Annotated in this window: 22 protein-coding genes; 16 read left to right on the forward strand and 6 right to left on the reverse strand. The window is 36.4% G+C overall.

The features are described 5' to 3' along the window. Positions 1–87: 87 nt before the first annotated feature. Complete coding sequence (gene msrA / locus AC1RNS_RS05750; protein WP_492991379.1) at positions 88–609, reverse strand: peptide-methionine (S)-S-oxide reductase MsrA; 522 nt, start codon at positions 607–609, stop codon at positions 88–90. A 174-nt stretch (positions 610–783) separates the two neighbouring features. Between msrA and AC1RNS_RS05755 the strand changes: the two genes are divergently transcribed. Then, positions 784–1,734, forward strand: a complete 951-nt coding sequence (locus AC1RNS_RS05755; RefSeq protein WP_492991380.1) for an LCP family protein — start codon at positions 784–786, stop codon at positions 1,732–1,734. Between the two features lie 64 nt (positions 1,735–1,798). Then, positions 1,799–2,998, forward strand: a complete 1,200-nt coding sequence (locus tag AC1RNS_RS05760) for an AI-2E family transporter (protein ID WP_492991381.1) — start codon at positions 1,799–1,801, stop codon at positions 2,996–2,998. Positions 2,999–3,083: 85 nt separating this feature from the next. Here the strand turns inward: AC1RNS_RS05760 and AC1RNS_RS05765 are convergent, their stop codons facing one another. Next, positions 3,084–4,259, reverse strand: a complete 1,176-nt coding sequence (locus AC1RNS_RS05765) for an aminotransferase class I/II-fold pyridoxal phosphate-dependent enzyme (protein WP_492991382.1) — start codon at positions 4,257–4,259, stop codon at positions 3,084–3,086. Positions 4,260–4,480: 221 nt separating this feature from the next. Between AC1RNS_RS05765 and AC1RNS_RS05770 the strand changes: the two genes are divergently transcribed. Further along, a complete protein-coding gene (locus AC1RNS_RS05770; protein WP_492991383.1) occupies positions 4,481–5,296 on the forward strand; it encodes a hypothetical protein in 816 nt (271 codons plus the stop codon). A gap of 46 nt (positions 5,297–5,342) precedes the next feature. Here the strand turns inward: AC1RNS_RS05770 and AC1RNS_RS05775 are convergent, their stop codons facing one another. Beyond that, on the reverse strand, positions 5,343–6,137 hold the full coding sequence (locus AC1RNS_RS05775) for an enoyl-CoA hydratase/isomerase family protein (protein ID WP_492991384.1): 795 nt from the start codon (positions 6,135–6,137) through the stop codon (positions 5,343–5,345). A 365-nt stretch (positions 6,138–6,502) separates the two neighbouring features. Between AC1RNS_RS05775 and AC1RNS_RS05780 the strand changes: the two genes are divergently transcribed. Further along, positions 6,503–7,378: a tyrosine-type recombinase/integrase gene (locus AC1RNS_RS05780; protein WP_492991385.1), complete on the forward strand. Its 876-nt coding sequence runs from the start codon at positions 6,503–6,505 to the stop codon at positions 7,376–7,378. A gap of 29 nt (positions 7,379–7,407) precedes the next feature. Here AC1RNS_RS05780 and AC1RNS_RS05785 read toward each other — a convergent pair whose 3' ends face one another. The 3 genes from AC1RNS_RS05785 to AC1RNS_RS05795 all read right to left on the reverse strand — a co-directional run bounded on the left by AC1RNS_RS05785 (position 7,408) and on the right by AC1RNS_RS05795 (position 10,733). Then, the gene (locus AC1RNS_RS05785) at positions 7,408–8,262 is read right to left on the reverse strand and encodes a transglutaminase family protein (RefSeq protein ID WP_492991386.1); all 855 of its coding nucleotides are present in this window, start codon (positions 8,260–8,262) and stop codon (positions 7,408–7,410) included. 61 nt (positions 8,263–8,323) lie between these two features. Beyond that, positions 8,324–9,289: an alpha-E domain-containing protein gene (locus AC1RNS_RS05790; RefSeq protein WP_492991387.1), complete on the reverse strand. Its 966-nt coding sequence runs from the start codon at positions 9,287–9,289 to the stop codon at positions 8,324–8,326. Further along, entirely contained in the window at positions 9,243–10,733 is a 1,491-nt protein-coding gene (locus tag AC1RNS_RS05795) for a circularly permuted type 2 ATP-grasp protein (protein WP_492991388.1), read from the reverse strand. The genes AC1RNS_RS05790 and AC1RNS_RS05795 overlap by 47 nt, the downstream gene beginning before the upstream one ends. A gap of 75 nt (positions 10,734–10,808) precedes the next feature. Here AC1RNS_RS05795 and AC1RNS_RS05800 point away from each other — a divergent pair, with 75 nt between their 5' ends. The 12 genes from AC1RNS_RS05800 (at position 10,809) to AC1RNS_RS05855 (ending at position 24,159) form a co-directional block, all read left to right on the forward strand. Further along, on the forward strand, positions 10,809–11,222 hold the full coding sequence (locus AC1RNS_RS05800; protein ID WP_492991389.1) for a hypothetical protein: 414 nt from the start codon (positions 10,809–10,811) through the stop codon (positions 11,220–11,222). 349 nt (positions 11,223–11,571) lie between these two features. Then, positions 11,572–12,534, forward strand: a complete 963-nt coding sequence (locus AC1RNS_RS05805; protein WP_492991390.1) for a tyrosine recombinase XerC — start codon at positions 11,572–11,574, stop codon at positions 12,532–12,534. Between the two features lie 112 nt (positions 12,535–12,646). Further along, a complete protein-coding gene (locus tag AC1RNS_RS05810) occupies positions 12,647–13,165 on the forward strand; it encodes a DinB family protein (RefSeq protein WP_492991391.1) in 519 nt (172 codons plus the stop codon). Positions 13,166–13,336: 171 nt separating this feature from the next. Beyond that, positions 13,337–13,486: a transcriptional regulator gene (locus tag AC1RNS_RS05815; RefSeq protein WP_283868035.1), complete on the forward strand. Its 150-nt coding sequence runs from the start codon at positions 13,337–13,339 to the stop codon at positions 13,484–13,486. 213 nt (positions 13,487–13,699) lie between these two features. Continuing rightward, on the forward strand, positions 13,700–13,870 hold the full coding sequence (locus AC1RNS_RS05820) for a transcriptional regulator (RefSeq protein ID WP_427542444.1): 171 nt from the start codon (positions 13,700–13,702) through the stop codon (positions 13,868–13,870). Between the two features lie 393 nt (positions 13,871–14,263). Then, positions 14,264–15,985, forward strand: a complete 1,722-nt coding sequence (locus AC1RNS_RS05825; RefSeq protein ID WP_492991392.1) for a putative bifunctional diguanylate cyclase/phosphodiesterase — start codon at positions 14,264–14,266, stop codon at positions 15,983–15,985. Between the two features lie 325 nt (positions 15,986–16,310). Continuing rightward, positions 16,311–17,747: a proline--tRNA ligase gene (proS, locus tag AC1RNS_RS05830; RefSeq protein ID WP_492991393.1), complete on the forward strand. Its 1,437-nt coding sequence runs from the start codon at positions 16,311–16,313 to the stop codon at positions 17,745–17,747. A 209-nt stretch (positions 17,748–17,956) separates the two neighbouring features. Then, positions 17,957–18,802: a GIY-YIG nuclease family protein gene (locus AC1RNS_RS05835; protein ID WP_492991394.1), complete on the forward strand. Its 846-nt coding sequence runs from the start codon at positions 17,957–17,959 to the stop codon at positions 18,800–18,802. A gap of 178 nt (positions 18,803–18,980) precedes the next feature. After that, positions 18,981–19,667, forward strand: coding sequence for a Dph6-related ATP pyrophosphatase (locus AC1RNS_RS05840; protein ID WP_492991395.1), 687 nt, complete (start codon positions 18,981–18,983; stop codon positions 19,665–19,667). Positions 19,668–20,106: 439 nt separating this feature from the next. After that, complete coding sequence (locus AC1RNS_RS05845; RefSeq protein ID WP_492991396.1) at positions 20,107–20,433, forward strand: ArsR/SmtB family transcription factor; 327 nt, start codon at positions 20,107–20,109, stop codon at positions 20,431–20,433. Continuing rightward, positions 20,430–20,840, forward strand: coding sequence for an SRPBCC family protein (locus tag AC1RNS_RS05850; RefSeq protein ID WP_492991397.1), 411 nt, complete (start codon positions 20,430–20,432; stop codon positions 20,838–20,840). Before AC1RNS_RS05845 ends, AC1RNS_RS05850 begins: the two co-directional genes overlap by 4 nt. 148 nt (positions 20,841–20,988) lie before the next feature. Further along, entirely contained in the window at positions 20,989–24,159 is a 3,171-nt protein-coding gene (locus tag AC1RNS_RS05855; RefSeq protein ID WP_492991398.1) for an ATP-binding cassette domain-containing protein, read from the forward strand. Positions 24,160–24,310 lie beyond the last annotated feature (151 nt).

The following is a 24,310-nucleotide window of genomic DNA, read 5'->3' on the forward strand; positions in this document are numbered from 1 at the left end:
AAAACCTAAAAGCGCGAGAAATCAATTTAGAAACGTTGATTTCTCGCGCTTTTCTAACTTTAATTTTTGTCCGAAACTAGACTATATTTACTTTTTCCAATGCTCTGTAATAAACTGATCTCTACCCGAAATCGCTCGGTCTTTCTGATAATGCTCAGGCTCTTTTTTATAATAATCCTGATGATAATCTTCTGCAGGATAAAAGTGTTGAGTATCACGAATTGTGGTTACAATAGGCTTATCAAAGCGTCCACTTTTTGCTAATTTCTCTTTGGATGCTTCGGCAATGCGTTTTTGTTCTTCTGAATAGGTAAAAATTGCCGTTGTATAGGATTCACCGCGGTCATGAAATTGACCGTAAGCATCTGTTGGATCAATTTGCATCCAGTAGATATCTAGAAGCTGCTCATAGCTAAAGATGCCAGGGTCAAATTCAATTTCTACAACTTCTAAATGACCAGAATTGCCTTTTTTAACATCCTCATAAGTTGGATTTTCTAAATGGCCACCCATATAACCTGAAGTAACTTTATGTATGCCATCCCATTCTATAAATGGCTTGACCATACACCAAAAACAACCACCCGCAAATGCAGCTTTTTCTATCATAGTTTATCATCCTTTCTAACGTGAAAATATTATAGCATTATTTTGCTCTCGACTGACACTTTAGGTGTAAAATAACGATTAGATGGATAATTGTAGCATGCATAATATTTTGATGAAACTTTCCTTATGGTGAATCGTTACATTAACTATATTACAATAGAGGAGTTATGAAGTATGGAAGAGCAAGAGTATTCAAGACGCTCACAACGTCCCAAAAAACGTCGATTGCGTAAAGGTAGAGCATTATTATCATTGCTATTGCTTTGTGTCATTGTTCTGGTTGGTTATTCAGTGATGCAATATCGAAACGGGCTTGAGCTGGCAAATGACACAAAAGTAGCGCAAGAAGATTTTAGCGGTGATACGGTTAAAGGGGATATAGAAAATTATTTATTATTAGGTATAGATAGTCGTGGAGAAGAAAAATCACGTACGGATACCATGATGGTTTTATCATGGGATAAGAAAACAAATGATATCAAGCTTGTATCATTAATGCGGGATATATATGCAGATATTCCTGGCTACCAATCGTATAAGCTCAATACAGCTTATTATTTAGGTGGTGTGCAATTATTAAAGGAAACAATCAGTAATATGTTTAGTCTTCCTATTCATCATTATGCCATTATAGATTTTAAAAATTTTGAATCACTAGTAGATATTTTAGCGCCAAATGGGGTTGAAATAAATGTTGAAAAAGATATGTCTGAAAAGATAGGCGTTTCCTTAAAGCAGGGTGTGCATAACCTAAACGGGAAAGAATTACTTGGTTATGCTCGTTTCCGACACGATGCAGAGGGAGATTTTGGTCGTGTGGCGCGTCAGCAAAAGGTTATTGAAGCCATAAAGAATGAAGTGCTAGCACCTCAAAATATTTTGAACTTACCAAAGTTTGTTGGGGCAGCACAAGGGTATGTAACAACAGACTATTCCTCCTCTGGGGAAATTCTGCAGGTACTCAAAATGGTGTCAAAAGGGAAGGTCAAAATTGAAAAGGCCACCATCCCAATTGAGGGAAGCTATCAATTCCAGAACTTTAGTCATGCAGGGGATTCAATCGTTATTGATGTTGAAAAAAATAAAGCCTTTTTAAGTGAATTTTTGGGTATGCAGCTGGAGTGATGGTTCGCATAAGTCAACATTATCCTGTAATATAAAGGTAAAGCATTTGGATTGGGGTGGGTATATGGAAAAAGAAAGACCAAAAGAGCGGTCTAATTTGTTTTCAACGAAGTTCATCCGCTTTTTAGGTGGGAAAAACTTATTTTTTACACTCATTACTTTATTATTGTTGGCATGTGTTATTTTCATGTTCCAAAAGGTTTCCTTTATATTTACCCCACTGAAAGTATTATTTGAGGTAGTGATTTTACCAGGGGTACTTGCCATTATCGCCTATTATCTATTGCGCCCATTATTAGGGATTCTAGAAAATTGGCGTATTCCAAGAATATGGGGTATTTTGATTTTATACATTGCTGTCATCGGTTTCATTACATTACTAGTAGTACTAGTTTATCCGTTTCTGCGAGATCAGTTTACAAATTTATTGCAGGAGTTTCCTGGATATTTTATGGCACTGACGCAAAATATTGTTGAGTACTTAACACATTCTCGCTTCAATGAGTATTTAGATAAAATAGACTTTAACTATGACGAAGTTGTTAAGAATGTCACAACGGATTTATTTGAAACGGTGAAAGATACAGCGACGAACTTAGCACAGGGTGTGGCATCTGGTATTACAGGCTTCCTTTCAACTTTAACAGGCATAATCCTGTCATTAGTAACAGTACCATTTATTTTGTTTTATTTACTTAAAGATGGTGAAAAGTTACCAAAGTTTATGTTAAACATCTGTCCACCTCGTATGCGTAAAGAGGTGCATGAAATTTTTCACGATATGGACAAGCAAATTAGCTCCTACATACAGGGTCAAATTTTAGTGTCGATGTGTATTGGTGCCATGGTAACAATCGGTTTTTTAATTATTGGCATGAAATACGCTTTATTACTTGGGTTCCTTGCAATGATTACAAGTGTGGTTCCCTATTTAGGGCCTGTTATTGCGATTACACCTGCTGTAATTATCGCCCTAGTAACATCACCATTTATGCTGATTAAGCTCGCAATTGTTTGGACAGTGGTACAGCTTATTGAAGGAAAATTTATTTCTCCACAAATTATGGGGAAATCGCTAAGTATCCATCCAATCACCATTATTTTTGTATTATTAACGGCTGGTTCTTTATTTGGCGTACCAGGTGTTATTTTAGGGATTCCAGGCTATGCCATCTTTAAAGTGCTTGTAACCCATTTATTTAAGCTATTTAAACAGCGCTATAATCGTTATGAGGACGAGGAACATCAGCAATATGAAGTATGAGAAAAAACAGTTACTGCAAAAAAGCAGTAACTGTTTTTTATGTGGGAATGTATTGTGGCAAAGTGCCATATAGCAGGACGATCCCTTAAGATTGTGTTGCTAATTGTACTTGTGCTAATTGATCGACAGCTTCCTGTAGTACTTCTTTTGGCTGTACTAATGCTAAGCGTAAATAGCCTTGTCCAGCTGAGCCAAATACTGTACCTGGAACTGTTACAACCCCAACTTGCTCAATCAGCTTAAAGGCTAATTCTGTACAATCAATATTGTATGGATATTTCGCCCATACAAACATCCCTCCATTTGAAGGAGCTGCATCCCATCCGATTGCACGTAGACCATTCATTAATGTTTTATGACGCTCTGAAAATGTTGCTCGTAAACTTGCTGTAATTTCCTCTGCATTATCAAGCGCAACAACGGCTGCATCTTGAATAGGCTCGAATATGCCAAAATCTAAATTTGATTTTAATTGCTTTAAAATGGCAATCATCTCAGCGTTTCCTGCAATATACGCGATACGTGTACCCGCAAGGCTAAAGCTTTTTGATAATGAGTTAATTTCCATTCCAACCTCTTTGGCACCAGGAGCGGCAAGGAAGCTAATCGGACCATCGCCTGTAAAGTAGAACTCGGAATAGGCCGCATCATGTAGGACGATAATATTATATTTTTTAGCAAAGGCAATGACTTTTTCGAAATAGGCTAATGATGGCATTGCAGGGACTGGATTACCTGGTAAATTTAAAATCAATAGCTTTGCTTTTTGGGCAATTTCTTCAGGAACCGCATCTAAATCTGGTAAATAGTCGTTGTCAGCTGTTTGAGGCATATAATAAGGTGTTGCGCCTGCAAGATGAATTCCTGCATCATAAGCAACGTAAGCAGGATTCGTAGATAACACAATGTCACCTGGGTCACAAAAGGCGATTGGTAAATGCACTAATCCTTCTTGAGAGCCGATTGTTTGAATAATTTCAGAAGCGGGATCTAACTCTATATTGCTACGACGTTTATAATAGCGGCTTACTGCATCGTAAAAGCGTTGCGTACCTGTTAATGTATAACCATAGGACTCTGCTAATCCCGCTCTATAGGATAAATACTCACGAATTTTAGCATGTGGGGGAAGGTCAGGGCTTCCTAAGCTTAAGTCAATCATCTTCATGCCTTTTTCTTGCTGAAGCTTGGCATGGTTTTTTAAATCTCCAAAAATTGCTGGTGTGAATAATGACATTTTTTTTGACGGTACAATTTTCAAACTAGTACACTCCTTATAGTTGTATAACAGAATAGTAGTTCACATTTTATCATACTAAAGCACAGAAAGGGAAAGTTATTCTGAAAAAAGAATATATTTCTGAAAAGGAGAAGATGTTCGCTTAGGCTAGCGGAAATCTTTTAGCGAATGTTGGAAATATAAATAATGACGGAAAATTGGAAACATTTCTGCTATCATAACAAGAAAGGGAGATGAACAATATGGAAGTGTATTCTTTAAGTGGACCAAGCGGGACAGGGAAAAGTACCAGTGCACTTGTCTTCGCGCATAAAATAGGGGTAGAGGCTATTATTGATGATGGTCTACTGATTGTAAACGGTATGAAAGTTGCAGGGCTCTCCGCAAAATTTGAAAAAAACACAATAACAGCCGTTCGTCGTGCTATTTTTACAGATGATGCTCATCGTGAGGAAGTAAAAAAAGCACTTGATACATATAAGGTACAGACTATTTTATTAATAGGTACGTCTGATAAAATGACAAATACAATTGCCCGTCAGTTAGAGCTTGGGTCAATCAAAACATATTACTATGTGGAAGATGTGCGATCTCAAAAAGAAATTGCCAAAGCACGTTTTATCCGTCAAACCCAAGGCAAACATGTAATGCCTATACCATATCGCCAAGTAGAGCAAAACTTTTTTAAGCGCTTAGTTCAAAGAGGAATGGAAATTTTTTCGTCAAAGCGTGAAAAAATAGGGGAGACAACGATTGTTCGTCCTGATTTCCAACAGGAATATATAGAAATTGGTAAGCATGTCTACGTGCAGCTTTTGACGTATTGTTGTTCACAGCATGACATTGTTCACAAGGTTGAGCAAGTGCAATTAACATTAGGGGAGCAAGCGTTTACCACAATCACATTACAGCTTAAGGTACCAATTGATTATTCATTACCAGATCAATTATATGCACTACAAAAGAATGTGCAGGTCGATTTTTATCAGCATTTTGGTTATGAGCTAGATGCCATTCATCTTCACATAAAATTAGCCATAATAAAGAGAAGAACATAAAAAACAGGCACTCTACTCGCCTTTACGCGTATAGAGTACCTGTTTTTTATTTCGATTGACGTGTAAAGTGAGGCTGACGTTTTTCAACGAATGCACGGCAGCCCTCTGAAAAATCGTTTCCAACAAATGGTGTAGAGCCTTTCCACAATGCTGGTACACTGTCTACGCATTCTTGAACAGATTGTTTAACCGCTAATAACGATTCGGGTGACATTCCTGCCACAAGCTTACCCATTCGAATCATGTATTTATTAATATCTTTTGCAGCAACTAAATAATTAAGCATACCGAGCTTAAACGCTTCCTCTGCTTTAAACATACGGCCTGTAAAGACTAGATCCTTCGTTGTAGAAGGCCCAACAAGTTGAACTAAACGCTGTGCAAATTTGTTATTTAAAGTAATTCCTAACTTGCCAACAGGGATTCCAAGTTTTGCTTTTTCTGAGCCGATGCGAATATCGCAGGCTAATGCCAGTTCTAAGCCTGCCCCCATTGCTGGTCCATTAATAACGCCAATTGTTGGAATCGGTAAACGTTCAATCGTAGAGATGGTTTTTTCCATATGTACAAAGGCTTCCTCGGCTTTTTCGAGAGAAATAGCATTAAATTCTTTAATATCGGAGCCAGCCGTAAAATTTTCACCGGACCCGCGTAAAATTAATACTTTGTTTTTAGGATTGTCTAAAACTTGTAAAGCAATCTTAGCCAATTGATCCCACATATTTGCAGTTAGTGCATTCTTCGCCTGTGGCCGATGAATTGTAATAATCGCTAGTCCTGCTGTTTCTTGATAAATTATTTTTGCATCTTCTGCCTCTAATCGAGTTGTTTTCACTTGCATCCTCGAAACGCCCCCTACATGATAAGTTCATACGTTTATTATATAACACAAACAGTGATAAACACTAAATTATACGAATTTTCATGTAAATTTGCTTTGTGTTACAAGAATAATGGCATTTTAAAGAAATTGTACTACAACAGGAAAAAGAGGAGTTGCTATTGTAAGAAAGTAAAAGATAGAGGCTGCAACTATAGAACGTTTGTTTTCTATGTAAAAAAAGGCATTTTAGTTCGAGAAGCGGTATTTTGTATGTTTATTACAGATTATCCGACATTATCATTTATAAAAATAAATATAACCTACGCACCCATAATATAGTAAAATAAAACTAACCACGCACAGCTAATAAGGAGGGAGTTAACTTGGTCACATTAGAGGAGGCATGGAACAGCTATTTATTACTCTTAAATTCTTTAAAGAAAAGTACTGCCACAAAAAAACAGTATAATTTAGATGGGAAACAATTTTTAGCATTTGCCCATGAGAAAAACTACTTGAATGTGGATCACCAGTTAAAAGAATTGTTATTTATATATAGTAATTACTTAAGGGAAACGTATGTAAATATCAACACGTTTAATCATAAAATTGCTACATTACGAGGCTTTGTTGATTTTGTTTTTTTACGAGAGTGGGTGGAGCCGTTTGATTATGAGGTTATTTTACAGCCAAAGAAGAGACAAAAAGAGGCATTAAAATTACTGACAACGAAGCAATTGATGAACATTGCAAATGTCTGGCCAACCTATTTTCAATATGCGAAGACTCAAGAGCATACTTGGCTGGCAAGACGTAATGGTTGCATTGTGCAAATGCTGCTGGAAACAGGTTGTAAGCCAGCTGAGATTGTGCGTATGAAATGGACGCATCTGCACACTGATTCAACGTTCATCTATATTGCTAATCATAATGGTCGTAGAGAAATTAAACTTTCTCCAATTTTAGTGGACATGCTGAAGCATTATAAAGTAGCAACCGAAGAGCTGCATCAGCAAGAGGCAGGGGAGTGGATGTGGGTCAGTGAGGCTAGCCAATCAAAATCTATATCAACAAAGACCGTTGAACGAATTTTTCAGGTTATTTCAAAGGATATTGGCATGAATGTCAGAGCAACAGATTTACGCTATACAGTCATGCAGAAAGCGTTTCAGAGTGAAAAAACAATTGAACATATTCAGCAAACAATGGGCTATGTACGAAAATGGGTGTTAACAGAAAGACAGGGCCGTTTTGAATAAACCGCGCAGTATTTTTACTGCACGGTTTCTCATAGATGATTTAATGCTCTGACATTTACTTTAACAGTTAAGTCATGCTTTCCTCCCGTATAAACACCTTCTACAGGACTAATATCTGAATAATCTCTACCAATACATAAAATAATGTGATTTTCCAGCACTTCTACATTATTCGTTGGATCAAGGCCAATCCATCCGATGCCTGGGATCATTACTTCCACCCAGGCATGTGTAGCAATATCACCGACTAAAGCTGAGTGTTCATCAACGTATAGATAGCCGCTTACATAACGAGCTGGAATCCCTTTAGCCCGCAATACTGCAAGCATGACATGGGTGAAATCCTGACATACACCACGTTTAAGTACAAAGGCTTCATTTGCGGTTGTTGTCACATCTGTTGCACCAGGGTCATACTCAAATGTTGAATATAAATATTGCATTAAATTAAGTGAAAAAAGGACAGGGTTTTCAGCGTGACCAATGGCATGATACACTTCCTCTAATTGATTTTCTGTCATATACGTAAAATGGGTGAATTTTAAATAAGGAAGATAATGTTCATAAAATAGCTGAGAATGAAATATCGTTTGCATTTCTGGTGAATATTGAATGCGATGAATAAATGGCGCACGCTGAATACTAACGATAGAAGTAGTTTGAATTTCTAATTCCTGATGCTGCTCAGGAATATAGAAAGTACCAACAGTATTACCCCAAATATCCGTATGCTCACGTGTTAGGGATGAGGGGGCAATTGCAATTCGATAAGATAATAAGCGCTGACGCTCATCGCTTCTCGGCTTTAAGCGGATTGTATTTAAGCTTTGGTCAACTTCAGACTCATATTGAAACTTATTAGTATGTTGAATTTCAAATTTCATTGTGTCCGCTTCCTTTTGTTTACTGACTTGCTTGTTGAAAGGGAGCTGTATTTGATTCCCTTCAAGGTTGTATGCTGGGTTCATATAAATAATAAACTGTCGCGAATGTATGACTAAATTCAATACATTGGCGCAATCTTTCCTCCATTAATAAAATAATATCCTCCATACTAAAATTCCATAAATCCATATTCGTCATGGACAAGACTGAACTTTTCAAAGGAGGATGAAGCTCTAAAAATCTTCCTGAAAGAGAATCCTTTTCTATATGGATAAACGCTTCCTCTAATTTTTGTAGGCAAAACATGAAAGATCGCGGGAAATGTATATCCTGTAATAAATATTGAATAACACAGAGCAAATTTGTTTGACGATGCTTGCGTAAATACGATTCTGTTGCCTCTGATAATTCAAGTAGAAAGGTACCATCCACTTCATGAATTGGTATTGTAACGTGTTTATGTTGCTCCATTACGATTAATATCATTCGAATCGTTTTTTCTGCCCGTTCCATCCATTTCCCAACTTGCATAAAGTAAAAAGGTAAATCACGATCCATGGAGCCCTCAATCAATCCTGTAACCGTTAAAGAAGTCCTACGAACATTTTGCAAAAAAGAATTCAGCACAATAATAGGAATAGGCTTTTGCCTTCCCATTATTTCCTCTTTAAGAGACAAATAAAATGCATTTTGCAATTCCCAAAGTTCAGTAGGGATACTATCACGAGTAACACGTGCATTTTCTCGAATAGCACTCACAGTTGCTAAAAGTGCGTTACAATTCTTTTCTGAAAAAAGTAAATATTCAATAAGAGGATTTACTCGAATTATTTCAAAGCAGGACAAATATTCTTCCTTTGACGCACAAATATTTAATATAGCTTCCCAATGATCAATATATTCATGCTCTTTTCCAGATTGCTCCAACATATTCAACAGCTGTCCCTGTAATATATGTGCGTTTGTTTGCGTTCGTTCACTATATCTTGCCATCCAGTATAGTGCGTCGGCTACTCGGCTTAGCATGCTGCCATTCCTCCTTTAATATCCATGTATCTTTTGCTCCACCGCCCTGAGACGAATTCACCACTAGCGAGCCTTCCTTAAGAGCTACACGAGATAAACCGCCAGGTAGCACATTCATATCCTCACCCTTCATCACATATACACGTAAGTCTACATGGCAAGGATAGAACCTACTATCCTGAAAGGCTGGAGCCCTGGATAATTTAATGGTTGGCTGTGCAATATATTGAGATGGTTTTTCATTAATTTTTTGTTTAAATCTAGCAATTTCTTCCTCACTTGCATGAGGACCAATAAGCATGTCATAGCCACCAGAAGCGCTCACATTTTTAATCACTAGCTCATTCATATGCTCCAGAACCCAAGTCCGCTGACTGTCATCACTTAAGTGATAGGTCGTGACATTTTGTAAAATAGGCTCTTCTTTTAAATAGTAGCGAATCATATCAGGTACATAGGCATACATGGCCTTATCATCAGCAACACCATTCCCAACAGCATTTAAAATAGCAATATTCCCCGCTTTATAAGCAGCCATTAGATGTGGAACACCAAGTAATGAGTCCTCTCGAAAAACACTGGGATCTAAAAAATCATCATCAATTCGACGATAAATTATATCAATCTTCTCTAGACCATAGATCGTTTTTTTATACACTTTATCATTTTGAACAACTAAATCACGACCCTCTACAAGCTGAATATTGAGTTGCTGCGCTAAAAAAACATGATCGTAATAAGCTGAATTGTACATCCCAGCTGTCAATAAGACTGCCCTAGGCTCAGCATCAGGCGGCAAGCAACGTGGTTGATGAGCGAGAAGTGCCTTTTTCATATAGGCCATTTGTTTATCAAGAGACTGAATAGCATGCTTTGAGAAAAATTCAGGATACACTTCCTTCATCACATATCGATTTTGAAAAACATACGATATACCTGATGGATTACGTAAATTATCTTCCAGCACAAAATAAGTGCCATGCTCATCTCGAATTAAATCGATTCCAGCTAAAAAAATATGATTATTGATTGGGACCTTTACTCCAAGCATTTGGTCATAATAATAAGGATTATTCTCTATGAGCTGCCTTGGAATTAATCCATCATTAATAATGGTCTGTTGATGATAGATGTCGTGTAAAAAGCAATTTAAGGCCTGCACACGTTGCTTAACACCTGCTTCAATTATTTCCCATTGTTTGTAGGGAATGATAATGGGGACAAAATCAAAGGGCATTGTACGCTCCGTTCCACCTTGAGCTCCATAAACAGTAAAGGTAATTCCTTGTCTTAAAAAACTGGATTGGGCTTGCTGGTATTTTTCGTCTAACTGCGCCTTCGAAAAAGCATTCAGCTTTTGATAAAAAGACCGATAATGGGGCTTCGGCTGATTGCCATCTAACATTTCATCAAAAAACACACCAGATTCATATAAATTCATCATATGGATCGCCTCCGAATTTAAGTAATAAAGAAAAAATGTTAAACTAATAGCGAATACATAAAAGGAGCAGGTAAAATGACAATCATTAACTTAATGCAAGCATATGAGCTAGATAAGCTTTCAAAATTAGATTTTACAGATGAGGAAATTGTACAAACATTGCACACAGGGGATGTGTCGGTTTGGAAAGAAAAGGTACCAAACTACGAATTTTTAGAAACAATAGCACTTTTTCAAGATGGGGAACATTTGTTCTTAGATGCCTTACATGGTAACTATCGTATTAAATATGTAACATTGCCAGGTATTCAACGTTTACTCCATCTTCGTTTTCAATTAGAAGAAGGGAAGGACTATCAATTGATAGAAACAGGCATTCAGTATTTAAATTGTCATGAAGAAACCATCGCTAAGCTTCAACAAATGCTATCAACGAATTGGACAATGTCAAAGCATGTAGATGGAACATACAGCATATTCGTTAAGTAGAAGAAATGCCCTACTCAAACAAAAAAACCAAATAATTCCATGCGCACTGTGAGACGAATCGACATGTATAATACCCCATATCGACTTTTTTAAAATCGTCTCATTGCAATTAAGTATACTAGATTTAAATATTCATTTTTCTAACGCTTTATGCATGAAACAGGGAACTTTCAAAAAAACATTTTTTAAAGATGATTTTCTTTCTGTAGAGAATCATCTTTTTTTAACGTTTTATATAAGAACGTATGTTCTGAATGCTAAAAAAGGGCATTTTTTTCATTATAAAGTTCCCAAATTTATATTTGGGAACGTTTTTTCATGGTAAAATAGAGCAAATAGGGGGGATTTGATGCAAAAGACCAAGCTGCCAAAATTTATGAAGGACTTCCTTGTTTATTTAACAACCATTAGAGGAAAGTCTCAGCGCACAAGAAAAGAATATGAATATGATCTGACACTATTTTTCAGATTTCATTTAGCTGTCCAACACGATTTAGATATACGCAACATTACCTCTATCGATATTTCTACCATTACAATAGAAGAAATACGTGACATCACACTGGAAGATCTCTATTTATTTATGGAATATTGTGAGGTGCAGCGTGGAAACTCTGCATCTGCAAGAGCAAGGAAGGTTGCTACTTTAAAATCATTTTTTAAATACTTAAAAGGTAAACGTCGCCTTCTCGAAGAAAATCCTGCCGATGAATTAGAAACACCAAAGATTGGACGAAAACGACCGATTTATATGAATATTGAGGAAGCTAGGCAATTTATCGACGGCATTCAATCGAATCATGCCTCCCCTAGAAATTATTGCATGATGATGTTTTTCTTGAATTTAGGAATTCGTGTATCAGAGCTTTGTCAGTTAAATAAATCATCCATACAAGGTCGATATTTAACTGTTGTTGGTAAAGGAAATAAGGAACGGACAGTTTATTTAAATGACAGCTGTATGCAGGCACTCACAGACTATGAAGCTTGTGGAAAGACAGCCTATAAAGGAGAGGGGGATGAGCCGCTATTTGTTTCCCAAAAGGGCACACGCTTTACTCGGCAAACCGTAGCTAAAATAGTAAAACAGATTAATCAGCAATCAGGACTTCAAAAAGAAAGACTGACACCGCATAAACTACGTCATACTTCTGCTACCATGATGTATAAAGCAGGGGCAGACATCCGCAGCCTTCAGCATATACTGGGGCACTCGAGTGTTGCGACGACGCAAATTTATACGCATATTGAAGATGAACAGCTTCAACAGGTTCTCGAAAATAACCCATTTAATATCGTCCGTGACAGATAAAAGGTTAGTCATCTTATAAAATTAAAGGAATTCTAAGTCGCTTAAGAGAATATGTCATAATAGAACATATGCAGAATAGAGTTCAATAAACACAAAGTAAGGGGAGAGGCTTTTGAATCAATTTATAACAAATCAACTAATGGAAACTAGAAATAATTTAGTAGCTGAAATCGAACTGTTAAATAATAGTCAATTGAACGGTAAGCACGAAGCAAACAGTTGGAGTATAGCTCAAATTTGCCATCACTTAGTCTTAGTGGAGGAATCATCTATTAAAGCAATCACATGGGGATTAAAGCAAACAGATCACAAAAAAACAAATAGAAAAAATGTTCAATTAATTGTCGACAGATCCAATAAAATTACAGCGCCTAAAATTGTTGAACCGGCTGAGGACCTATTTACTGTTCAGCAAATAATGCATTTATTGGACGAGTCAAGAAAACAATTGATTACTTTCCTTGATACAATTGAGGATACATCTATATTATCAGAAAAATCCGTGAAGCACCCAGCTCTTGGTGAATTGCCACTTGATCAATGGATTGAACAAATATATTTACATGAACAGCGACATATTGAACAAATAAAAGAGATTAAAGGTGCATTAGAGTCTACCTCTAACACTTAATAGAATATCCAATATCTCCATTTGTAGATGGGGATATTGGTTTTTTATTGTCCTCCATACAAATGTATTTATTTTATAAGCAAATACTTGACGAGTAAAGCAAACTGTTATATATTAAATAAAAATAAAAACAACTGTTATAAAACAGTTTTAACTAGAGGAGGAATTTTTATGTCAAAGTATCGTGATGGCTATGAATTTTATTGTGAAATGTGTGAACGTTATGGATTAGAACCTATCTCTTTCCGTTATTATGTATTACAGTTATCTCAACAACAACTTTCTGCTTATAACATGCAAGCCAAACAATTAGGCGTTTAAGGATGTGATTATTACGGAAGCCGATGTGAATATTTTATGAAAGCCCAGCCATACTAAATCATATGGATTGGGCTTTAAAATTGTTGAAAGAAATATCAGATAATTTATTGACTTGAGAGCACGACTGTTATATATTATTTTTAAAATAATGTTTCTGTTATAGAACAATCAAACTATTTTTACAAGCTGCACATTTGAAAGGAAGTTATTAAGATGACAGATTATCGTGAAGGCTATGAATTTTATAAACAAGTATGTGAGAAACATGGTCTTGAACCAATCAATTTTCATTATTATATTTTAAATTTATCTCAGGAGCAGTTAGATGCATACAATGAACAAGCCAAAGCATTGGGAGGCAGAATAGAATATGAAATCTCTTAGCTCATGAAATGCCTTACTGCCTGTATGTGACAGTAAGGCATTTTTTGAATGTAACATAAAAGAAGAATTTATTTAAGTATCGTAAAATTAACAGCAAAATCATATATTCTAAAGATAAAAAGCCTAAAGATAGCATTACGAGTAGTACTATAGTAATGTATATCTATAAAATAAGAGAAACTATGTATGTTTAATACACCTAAATTTTGTCGATTTCCTTGAAATTTATCAAATCTAGATTTGAATGTTTTTGATATTTGGGTTGAATTAACTGCTTTTCTAGGACTATAATATAATTACATAAAAAAGGGCACTATACCACAACTTTATACCTCGCGATAAGATAAAGCAAAAGTACCAAACCCTTCTTATTTTAATGAACGGAGAATGAAAATGATGAATATCACGCCTAGTAGTATCAATCAAGTTAACTACAGTTTGAAAGAATTACAAGATATTTTTTCAGCCATGAATAGTTCAATCATCGTAGCGATTACAGACCGAACTGGAAAAATCACTTTTGTTAATGATCATTTTTGCAAAATATCAAAATATACGCGTGAAGAATTATTAGGCCAGGATCACCGTTTGCTTAATTCGGGCTTCCATCCAAAATCTTTCTTCAGAGAAATGTGGAAAACAATCGGTAAGGGAAATATGTGGAATGGCGAGGTATGTAATCGCGCAAAGGATGGTAGCCTGTATTGGGTAAAAACGACAATTATTCCATTCCTTGATGATAACGGAAAGCCATACCAATATATTGCTATACGAGTTGATATTACTGCTCAGAAGGATATAAAAAAAATTACCCATATCGCTTATCACGATGAATTGACAGGGCTACCAAACCGTCGTAAATTAGAGCAGCGTTTAGAAAATGAATTCCATCAATCTCGACGTACAGAAGAAAAGTTTGCGTTGTTTTTCATTGATGTGAATCGTTTTAAAAACATTAACGATGAACTTGGTCATATTATTGGGGATATGTTTCTAGTAGAGATGGCGAATCGACTGCGAAATATTGATCATACATCTAATTCCTTCTACCGTCACAATAGTGATGAATTTGTGATGATTCTTAACGATGTTAGCCGCATTGAGGAAATGGCCAAGGAAATCATGGGTGTATTTAATGATAGCTTTATTGTTGATACGTATGAGTTCTATGCTAGCATTAGTATTGGCATTAGTATTTTCCCAGATCACGCAAGTTCTATTGAAGAGCTATTAAAAAATGCTGATATAGCAATGTATGCAGCAAAATCTACCCGTGGCAATCAATATCGCTTATATCGTCCAAATATGGAAGAAGCAAATGATAAATGGCTATTACTCGAAACAAAATTACATCAAGCATTAAAAAAAGATATTTTAGAACTACATTATCAACCAAAAATTGATTTAAAAACAGATAAAGTAATTGGAATGGAGGCACTATTACGCTGGTATGATCCTGATTTAGGTCAAATGCCACCTGACCGCTTTATTCCTTTCGCAGAGGAATGTGGACTTATAAATGATATCGGTGTTTGGGTGTTACGAAAAGCATCCGCACAAGCACGTGCTTGGAACGAAAACTACCATTTAAACTTACGAGTGGCTGTCAATATTTCTCCTATCCATATTAGTACAACAGGCTTTGTCGAAATGGTTCGAGACGTTATTGCAGAAACAGGAATAAATCCACATTTTTTAGAAATTGAAATTACAGAAATGAGCATGTTGGATTACACAGAGGATTTAATTGATACAATTAAGCAATTAAGAGCCCTAGGAATAACGATTTCATTAGATGATTTCGGAACTGGTTATTCATCGCTAAATTACTTAAAGAAATTCCCTGTAGATGTTTTAAAAATAGATCGTGCATTTGTCCGTGATATTGTCCCAGAAAAATCAGGAATTGCCATGATTTCCGCGATGATTTCTTTAGCGCATGCACTAAACCTTGAGGTAGTGGCAGAGGGTGTAGAGGAAGAAGCTGAGTTAAAAGTGCTTCGTGAGCATGGCTGTGAATATGTACAGGGCTATTATTTCAGTAAACCACTATCGGTAGAAGACTTCACAAAACTAATTAATGATAGTGTATCAGTGAATAAATCAGATTTTTAAGTAAAATGATTGATATTTTTTAACTGTTTTGCTAAAGTTATTGAAAATATACAATTGATGATGTGGCCAAGTAAGAAAGAATTGTGAACCAGAAAATATAGCAGCTGCTGAGAGCTATATCACCGCTTCTTATCTGAAAACCTACCACGGAGATGTTATGCAACAAACATAACCGAGTCGTTTTCGTTACCAAACGTTAAAGGGTTTTAAATTGACAACTTAAAACTAAATTAAAGGTGGTACCACGTCTATCCAGCACAAAGACGTCCTTGTTCAGAGGACAGCTTTGTGCTTTTTATTTTAAAAAAAATGGAGGAAAACACATATGTCAAAACAACTAGAAGATTTTTCGAAATGGTATATCGAAACCATCCAAAAGGCAGATTTAATGGATTATACACCTGTTCGTGGCTGTATTGCCTTTAAACCGGATGGCTATGAAATTTGGGAGCATATTCAAGAGGAGATGGACCGTCGTTTTAAAGAAACGGGGCATCGTAATGCCTACTTCCCAATGTTAATTCCTGAATCTTTTTTCCAAAAGGAAAAGGACCATATTGAAGGATTTTCACCTGAGCTTCCTTGGGTGACAGAGGCTGCTGGAGAGCAATTAGAGGAACGCTTAGCGCTTCGCCCAACATCGGAAACGATGATTGGCCATCTTTACTCAAATTGGATCAAAAGCTACCGTGACCTGCCAGTACTTATTAATCAATGGGCAAATGTCTTCCGCTGGGAAAAGAAAACACTTCCTTTTATTCGTACATCTGAATTTTTATGGCAGGAGGGGCATACGGCTCACGTAGATGAAGAAGATGCTCGTAAGGAAACGATGCAAATGCTAGAGATTTATAAGGAGGTTGTGGAGCAAGTATTGGCAATTCCTGTCTATGATGGACAAAAAACACCTTCTGAACGTTTTGCAGGTGCAATTGATACGTATTCAATTGAGGCGATGATGAAAAATGGCAAGGCAGTTCAAGCTGGTACATCCCATTATTTAGGTACAAAATTTGCTGAAGCCTTTAATATTAAGTATTTAAATAAAGCGAACCAGCATGAATATGTACACACAACGTCTTGGGGTACTTCTACTCGTTTAATTGGTTCTGTCATAATGGTGCATGGGGATGAGCAAGGTCTTATTTTACCACCTAAAATTGCACCAACCCAAGTAGTATTGATTCCTGTTGGTCCTTGGAAAAAGAATCCTCAAATTATGGAGCATCTGGATGAGATTTTTGCTGCTCTAAAAGCGAAAGGTATTCGAGTACGTCTTGATGATTCAGACCAATCGCCAGGCTTTAAGTTTAATGAATGGGAACTAAAGGGTGTGCCAGTTCGTATTGAACTAGGACCTCGTGACCTTGAAAACAATCAAGCTTTATTGAAAGCACGTGATGAAGAAGATAAACAAACAATTGACTTAGCTAATGTCATTACAGCCATTGAAGAAGAATTAACAACCATGCAAACCCGTTTATTGGAAAAAGCACGTCAATTCCGTGAGGCAAACGCTCATACAATGATTGACACTCTACTACAATTACAACAGCACATTAAAACAGCCAAAGATAACGGCACTATTCCAGGCTGGGTTCTTGCTGGATGGTGTGGGAATGATGCATGCGAGGAAAAAGTGAAAGAAGAGACAAAATATACGACTCGTAATATTCCATTTAATCCGCCGACAACAAAGACTTCTTGTATTTGCTGTGGAAACGAGGCAAAGCATACGGTTTGGTTTGCTCAAGCATATTAAAAGGCTGTGCCCAAACACCCTCTTATGAAAAACGAATAAGAGGGTGTTTTATTACATAACTTTGGATTGATAGGCTTCTAACAGACACTAATACACTTCATCTCCATCAAATCAAATAATGCTAATTTTTGGTTATGAATATTCACAAATGTAGTACGATAAATGTGTCTTATCAAAAAAAGAGTATCGTCTAAAAAAGGAGATTAAAAATGGTTCATCTTTATTTATCTGATTTATTAACCCGCTGTAATTATAATGTCAATAGAACTTTACTTATTCGCCATTCTTTAAAGCATGAACGATTTATTAAAGCGTATCGTGACGGCTTTCTACGGGAATATACACAAAAACAAATGCCCGATTTTTATGCTGCCTATGATCATGTCATTGTCTTTTCAGCGGATGAAAGTACGACAGCGAAATACTTAACATCGTATGAAGTAAGACATGGGACGTCACCACTCGTATCCCCTGATTGCTCACCATTTTTGCTAGAACCTTATAAAGGTGAAATTATGCATCCTTTGTTCGAAATCCCAAATGATCCATTACAGCCCTATGAAAATAAATTATTTATTGAATGGGGCAAGGCAGCTGTACGATGGTATCAAAAAGCTACCAATAAAAAAATCATTACCCAGCTCGTCAATACGAGTCAATTTGACTTTCCAGGATACGAAAATGTCCTGTTAACGTTTCAAGAGCTGAAACAAATCATAGATAATCCTCAACCATATGCAGATTGGCATATCGCATTAAGCGCAATCAATGGAATTTACGCCATCACTGATCGATCTAATGGAAAAATTTATATTGGCTCCTCCTACAATAAAAATGGCTTGCTCGGACGTTGGTCAGAATATGCCTCGACAATCAATGGAGGCAACCTAGCATTTGAACAGTTAGGTCAACAAAACGCTAATGCACATTTACAATTCCAATATACAATTTTAAAAGTACTACCAAAAGATATCACAGCCTTAGAGGCCATTGAGATCGAAAACAATTTTAAACAAAAGCTTCAAACAATTCAGTTTGGTTATAACCATAATTAAAGTGGATATCGAGGCTATATCTATGAATCTTCAATACCTATACAATGAATATATTCCTATAAAATTCAACAGAGATTACTAGCTCTACATTCGCACGACTTTGAACATAGTGTGCTTGTGGATGATAGTGCACAATTATTTTTAGACGATTAAAAATAAGAAAAAGGAGAAAATATAAATGGTAGAATTAATCAATTGGAAAAATAGTGCTAAAGGACACAAATTTATAGCCTCCTTTAGTGGAGGAAAGGATAGTGTCCTAGCAATTTATAAAGCATCACAAGTAGGAAGAGCGATTGGACTTATCGTGATGTTCGAGGAAGAGGGCCAACGTTCTAGATCACATGGAATGCCACCTGAGCTTATACGGGCACAAGCTGACTCGATTGGTTTACCCGTCTATACAGCTGCGGCAAGTTGGGCAGATTACGAAAGTGTATTTTTAGGTCTTTTAGAAAATGCTAAAAATCAAGGGGCAGAGGTATTAGTTACAGGTGATTTAGATATTCCTGCACAAGGCTGCTGGCATGACGAGGTCACAAAAAGAGTTGGATTAAAGCTCGGCATGCCATTATGGGAGATGAATCATCGAGAAGCTGTCGATGAATTTATTCACTTAGGATTTGTTACGGTTATTGTCACTGTCAATTTATCATTAGGCATGATAGAGGAAGATTTAGGACGAGTACTTACCCCTGAATATGTAAAGGAACTCGAAGCTCGTAACATTGATCCTTGCGGTGAAGGTGGAGAATTCCATACAACCGTCATTGATGGTCCTCTTTTCCAGTATCCCATAACTGTTCGTAAATGTCCCATTATTAGAGATGGGGAATACGCATTTTTACCTTTGGAACTTGCATAAAAGTCACTCGTAAAGCAGGTCAATCAATGAGCCCAATTCTAGGATTATTCCAGACATTGATTATAATGGCTTTCATCTTTATACTCTATTACAAATATATTGAATTGCGAACAAAGAATGCTCAATTTAAATGCCCAACCTATCGATCAGCCTTTAAATTATCGAAAGTAAATTTTGCCTTTCCTTAAAAAAATCGCTTATGAACGCATGGTGAAGTGCCCTTCTGTAGCTCCAAAGGCTGGAGGTCCATTTTAAATGATAATGCAAAAAAGTACAAAGGGTTAAACCTCTGTACTTTTTTGCATTTCAAGCATTAATTTAGGGTTTTTCAAAGGTATAAAATCAATATCATTTTGCCCAAAATAAAAATTGACTAGACACTAAATGGTGTCATATAATTAAGACACCATTTAGTGTCCTATTAGAAAGGGTGGTGGTTTTGAATAACACTAACCAAGAGCGTGATGTCTATGCAGCCATCGCTGACCCAACAAGACGTCAATTGCTAAATTTGTTAGCTAATGCAGATGAGTTACCGCTACACGAATTAACGGCTCAATTTGAAATGGGGCGTACGGCTGTATCTAAACATTTAGCCATCCTAAAAGAGGCTAGTCTTGTCATTGCTCGAAAAGAAGGAAGAGAAACGAGATATCGGCTGAATGCAGCTCCGTTGAAAGAAATTCAAGATTGGGTATCAATTTATGAAGGCTTTTGGAAAGATAGAATATCAAAATTACATTTACTATTGGAGGAAAATAAATGAAACCAGATGTATCATTAGATTTTAAATTTACAAGTTCAATCGAGCAAGTCTGGCATGCTCTAACAGATTCGGATACACTTGCAAAATGGATTTGGAGCAATGATTTTCAACCAATTGTAGGCCATAAATTTCAGTTCCGAGCTGAGCCAAACGAATGGTGGAATGGTATTGTCGATTGTGAGGTTCTTGAAATAGAAGAGCCTCATAAATTATCATACACTTGGACAAGTGCTGGAGAAACTACAACAGTTACTTGGACGTTAACACAAGCATCAGACGGTACTACGCAGCTGCATCTTGATCAAGATGGATTTAGTGAAGAAACAAAAGCTCGTCAAGGAGCCATTGAAGGGGCTAAATACGCTTGGACAAATATGAGTTCACAGCTTGAAAAAGTATTAGCTTAGTTCAAATAAAATTAAGACAAATGAGAGCGCAATTCCTTAGCAAGAATTGTGTTCTTTCATTTTCTGAAGGGCACTCTTCTAAGATAAGAAAGGGGCATCCTAAAAACCTTAAGCACCCTCTAAATTTAGTAAATGGAAGGATAACATAATGAAGATCAATCAACTAATTGCCAACAATATTAACCGTTTAGATGTCGTCTTACCAGAAGATCTATCACTAGGTATTGCAGGTTTATCCGGGTCTGGAAAAACTACATTTTGTCAAACAATTGGAGAAGAATCAAAAAAACGCCTTGTTTCTTTATTACCAAAGGCTGAATATCAATATTTATTTTCAGATATTATGGAAACAAATTTCAGCGCCATTAAAATGGAAGATATGCCCTTAGTACTTTTTTTAGGGAAATCATCCATTTCCACAAATCCACGCTCTACTATTGGCACGCATACGGGTGTTTTTAAGGAGATTCGTGATCGACTGGGGGATGAATTTCATCTATCTCCTGAGGTTTTTTCCTTTAACAATGCATTAGGCTGGTGTCCAACTTGTAAAGGTCGTGGTACAACCAAAAATGTAGAATGTAAAAAATGTGGGGGCAAGCGCTATAGTCAGGAAGTAGAACAACATAAAATAACTTTATGGAATGACCAATATAGTATATCTGACATCCACAATTTAAGTATCGAAACGATCTATTCTCTGTCAAAGGAATTAAATATTAGTGAAGAGAAACAACATATTCTTCAAAATATTATCCAGATGAATATTGGCTATTTAACATTAAATCGCATTATGGGGACATTGTCAGGTGGGGAATTAACTAGACTTTACTTAGCAGAATTTATGGCAACGAGCGAAAATACAGTGATTATTGTCGATGAAATCTCCGTTGGTTTAGATCATAATACCTTATTAAAAATTTTAGAGCAAATACAGCAATTAGGTTCTAAAAATCAAATTTGGCTTATCGATCATTCGGATACAGTGTTAGACACAGCTGATCAGCCTATATTCTTTGGACCAGGTAGTGGAAAATATGGTGGGGAAATTGTCGAAGAATCCCCTCGACCACAACCAATCTTTTGGGAACGGAATCAGGTTATACCAACTACCTTCTATCAATTCCGTGATCTACATTGCCGAAATATTCAAATGGATGAAATAGAAATTCCTCAAAACCGACTGGTAACCTTTACAGGAGAGTCTGGCTGTGGAAAATCAACGCTTGTCAATGAATGTATCGCTAAGGACTTTGTGAAGCGCTATCCAAAAGATAAACTAGTGATGGTAGGACAGGATCGCAATCAATCGATTACTAGCCGATCCACTGTTGCAACCTTCCTTGATATTAAAAGGAAACTGACAAAATATAGTGAGGAAATTGATGATATTTTTCAACGCTCGATTGAGGATATTATTGACGAGCTTCCGAATGAAGATATTGCCCATAAGCGTTTAAGCTTGCTCATTAAGCTTGGACTTGGTTATTTAACGCTGGAAAGAAAAACACAATCCCTATCAACTGGTGAATTCCAATGTGTGCATTTAGTGTCTGAGTTGTTTGCGAATTCTCGAAACCCACATACACTCTTTATCTTTGATGAGCCTTCAAAAGGGCTATCTCAAAACATTTTAAATCAATTTATAGATAGTATTAGAGACATCCTACAAGATGAATCCATATCCATCATTATGATAGAGCACAATGCCTATATGTTAGAAAGTTCAGATTTTATTGTTGACTTTGGTAAAAGACAGCAGGAGCCTGTGACACACCTTGAGGTGGTTAGCCATGAAGACTATTTTGATCAGGATAACCATTCAACGGACACAGCCCCATTACAAATCGCATCAACGCTCGAATCAAGAAACGGCATTCAATACTTAGAAAACCATCCTATAAGTTATTTTAAAAATGCAGAAAATATTTATAAAGGTGGCATCTTAAAAAGCTTATCCTCAATGGCCCGTCTTATTTACAGTGAATATGAATCAAACAAGATAGCCCCCGTCATTGCTATTGACCTTGAAAGACATCTGTATAGCCAGTATAGTTTTTTGTATGAAATCGGTGGCCTTATCAATCATATTGTCGCTGCACACCCTACGAATAAGGATACAAGAAGCTTCGATTTCTTTAGCCAAGAAAATCATTGCCCAAGCTGTTCTGGCCGTTTAGAAATTGAAAAATTTGATTTTGACCTTGTCATTCAAGATAAAAGCGTGCCATTTTGGGATGGGTTACTACATCCAGATGTGATGGAGGTCTTAAAATACTATCAACATTCGAAACTGGAGTTCCTCTTTGCAGAGATAAAAAATGAACTTGGTCAAGATATCAGTAAAAGCTATAATGACATGACAGAAGATGAAAAGCATACATTTTTATATGGTTATTGGGATAAATCTTTTTATGATAAAGCAACAAAATCCTCAAAAAAATGGGAAGGCTTTAATTTTATCATTGGTCGCTATATCGTGATCTCTAAATCAATCATTAAAGAGCAAATGAAAGAAACTAGAGAGATGATGCCTTGCCCAATCTGTCATGGCTCTGTCCTCAACCACCAAAAGAAATTAAGATACGGTGATATAGATATCCGTGAAATTATTCATCAACCGATTGATGAAGTCATAAAAACAGTAGGGTCATTACCACAGCTAGAAAAAATCAAAGCAATTGTTGGGGGAGATATATCTCTTACAACCGATGTTTCCTTACTACCTAGGGAAACAAAGGTATCGTTGAAACTGCTTGAATTAGAGCTGGCAAGCTTTGTTGGATATGAAATCGTCTTGCAAAACGTGCTACCATTCTGGGATCGCATTAAAGGCAACATTAAAGCAATAAGCAATAAAAATCTAATTACCATCTGTGATTTTGCTACTATAAATGAAACTAGAGAAGCCATTATCGATAAATATTTCACCAATGGAAAATTCAAAAAACTAACGTATGTCTATGAGGCATTTGGCTATAAAAAAATCGTAACGCAAATTAACAAGGTAAAAGCAAGTCATCCATGCCCTTTCTGTAAAGGGAAGAAGGTTATTTCAGAAGATAATCTTCATGATGGTGTATTTAAATTATCTGTTTCTTGTGTGAGTTGTGAAGCAAGTGGCATCAATGAAGAAGGGAGGCAGGAAATCGTCGATGGAGTTGACGTACAAACTTGGTTAACTGGTACAGTAAGTGATGTTGTTACAGAAGGCTCACATCTTGAGGCTGTTGTCGATATTCCTATTTTCAATCGCATCAGAGAGCTAAATAAACAAGAGATGATGGCGATTTATCAATACCTTGTTCAGAATAATTAATTTGAGAATAAACTCATTTGTAGTGATGCACTGCAAATGAGTTTTTCTTTCTGTTGAACATTTTCCATTGAAATTGAAACAGTGTCGTCTTTGACTCACCGACTGAAAAAAGAACAGCGCCTTTCTTTAGATGGAGCATTTTAAATATAGT

The organism is Lysinibacillus sp. GW821-FHT14F06, from assembly GCF_058803665.1.

Coding starts and splice junctions, on each gene's coding strand:
- msrA (WP_492991379.1), bottom strand. CDS start 609: ATGATAGAAAAAGCTGCATTTGCGGGTGGTTGTTTTTGGTGTATGGTC.
- AC1RNS_RS05755 (WP_492991380.1), top strand. CDS start 784: ATGGAAGAGCAAGAGTATTCAAGACGCTCACAACGTCCCAAAAAACGT.
- AC1RNS_RS05760 (WP_492991381.1), top strand. CDS start 1,799: ATGGAAAAAGAAAGACCAAAAGAGCGGTCTAATTTGTTTTCAACGAAG.
- AC1RNS_RS05770 (WP_492991383.1), top strand. CDS start 4,481: ATGGAAGTGTATTCTTTAAGTGGACCAAGCGGGACAGGGAAAAGTACC.
- AC1RNS_RS05775 (WP_492991384.1), bottom strand. CDS start 6,137: ATGCAAGTGAAAACAACTCGATTAGAGGCAGAAGATGCAAAAATAATT.
- AC1RNS_RS05785 (WP_492991386.1), bottom strand. CDS start 8,262: ATGAAATTTGAAATTCAACATACTAATAAGTTTCAATATGAGTCTGAA.
- AC1RNS_RS05790 (WP_492991387.1), bottom strand. CDS start 9,289: ATGCTAAGCCGAGTAGCCGACGCACTATACTGGATGGCAAGATATAGT.
- AC1RNS_RS05795 (WP_492991388.1), bottom strand. CDS start 10,733: ATGATGAATTTATATGAATCTGGTGTGTTTTTTGATGAAATGTTAGAT.
- AC1RNS_RS05800 (WP_492991389.1), top strand. CDS start 10,809: ATGACAATCATTAACTTAATGCAAGCATATGAGCTAGATAAGCTTTCA.
- AC1RNS_RS05805 (WP_492991390.1), top strand. CDS start 11,572: ATGCAAAAGACCAAGCTGCCAAAATTTATGAAGGACTTCCTTGTTTAT.
- AC1RNS_RS05815 (WP_283868035.1), top strand. CDS start 13,337: ATGTCAAAGTATCGTGATGGCTATGAATTTTATTGTGAAATGTGTGAA.
- AC1RNS_RS05820 (WP_427542444.1), top strand. CDS start 13,700: ATGACAGATTATCGTGAAGGCTATGAATTTTATAAACAAGTATGTGAG.
- AC1RNS_RS05825 (WP_492991392.1), top strand. CDS start 14,264: ATGATGAATATCACGCCTAGTAGTATCAATCAAGTTAACTACAGTTTG.
- proS (WP_492991393.1), top strand. CDS start 16,311: ATGTCAAAACAACTAGAAGATTTTTCGAAATGGTATATCGAAACCATC.
- AC1RNS_RS05835 (WP_492991394.1), top strand. CDS start 17,957: ATGGTTCATCTTTATTTATCTGATTTATTAACCCGCTGTAATTATAAT.
- AC1RNS_RS05840 (WP_492991395.1), top strand. CDS start 18,981: ATGGTAGAATTAATCAATTGGAAAAATAGTGCTAAAGGACACAAATTT.
- AC1RNS_RS05850 (WP_492991397.1), top strand. CDS start 20,430: ATGAAACCAGATGTATCATTAGATTTTAAATTTACAAGTTCAATCGAG.
- AC1RNS_RS05855 (WP_492991398.1), top strand. CDS start 20,989: ATGAAGATCAATCAACTAATTGCCAACAATATTAACCGTTTAGATGTC.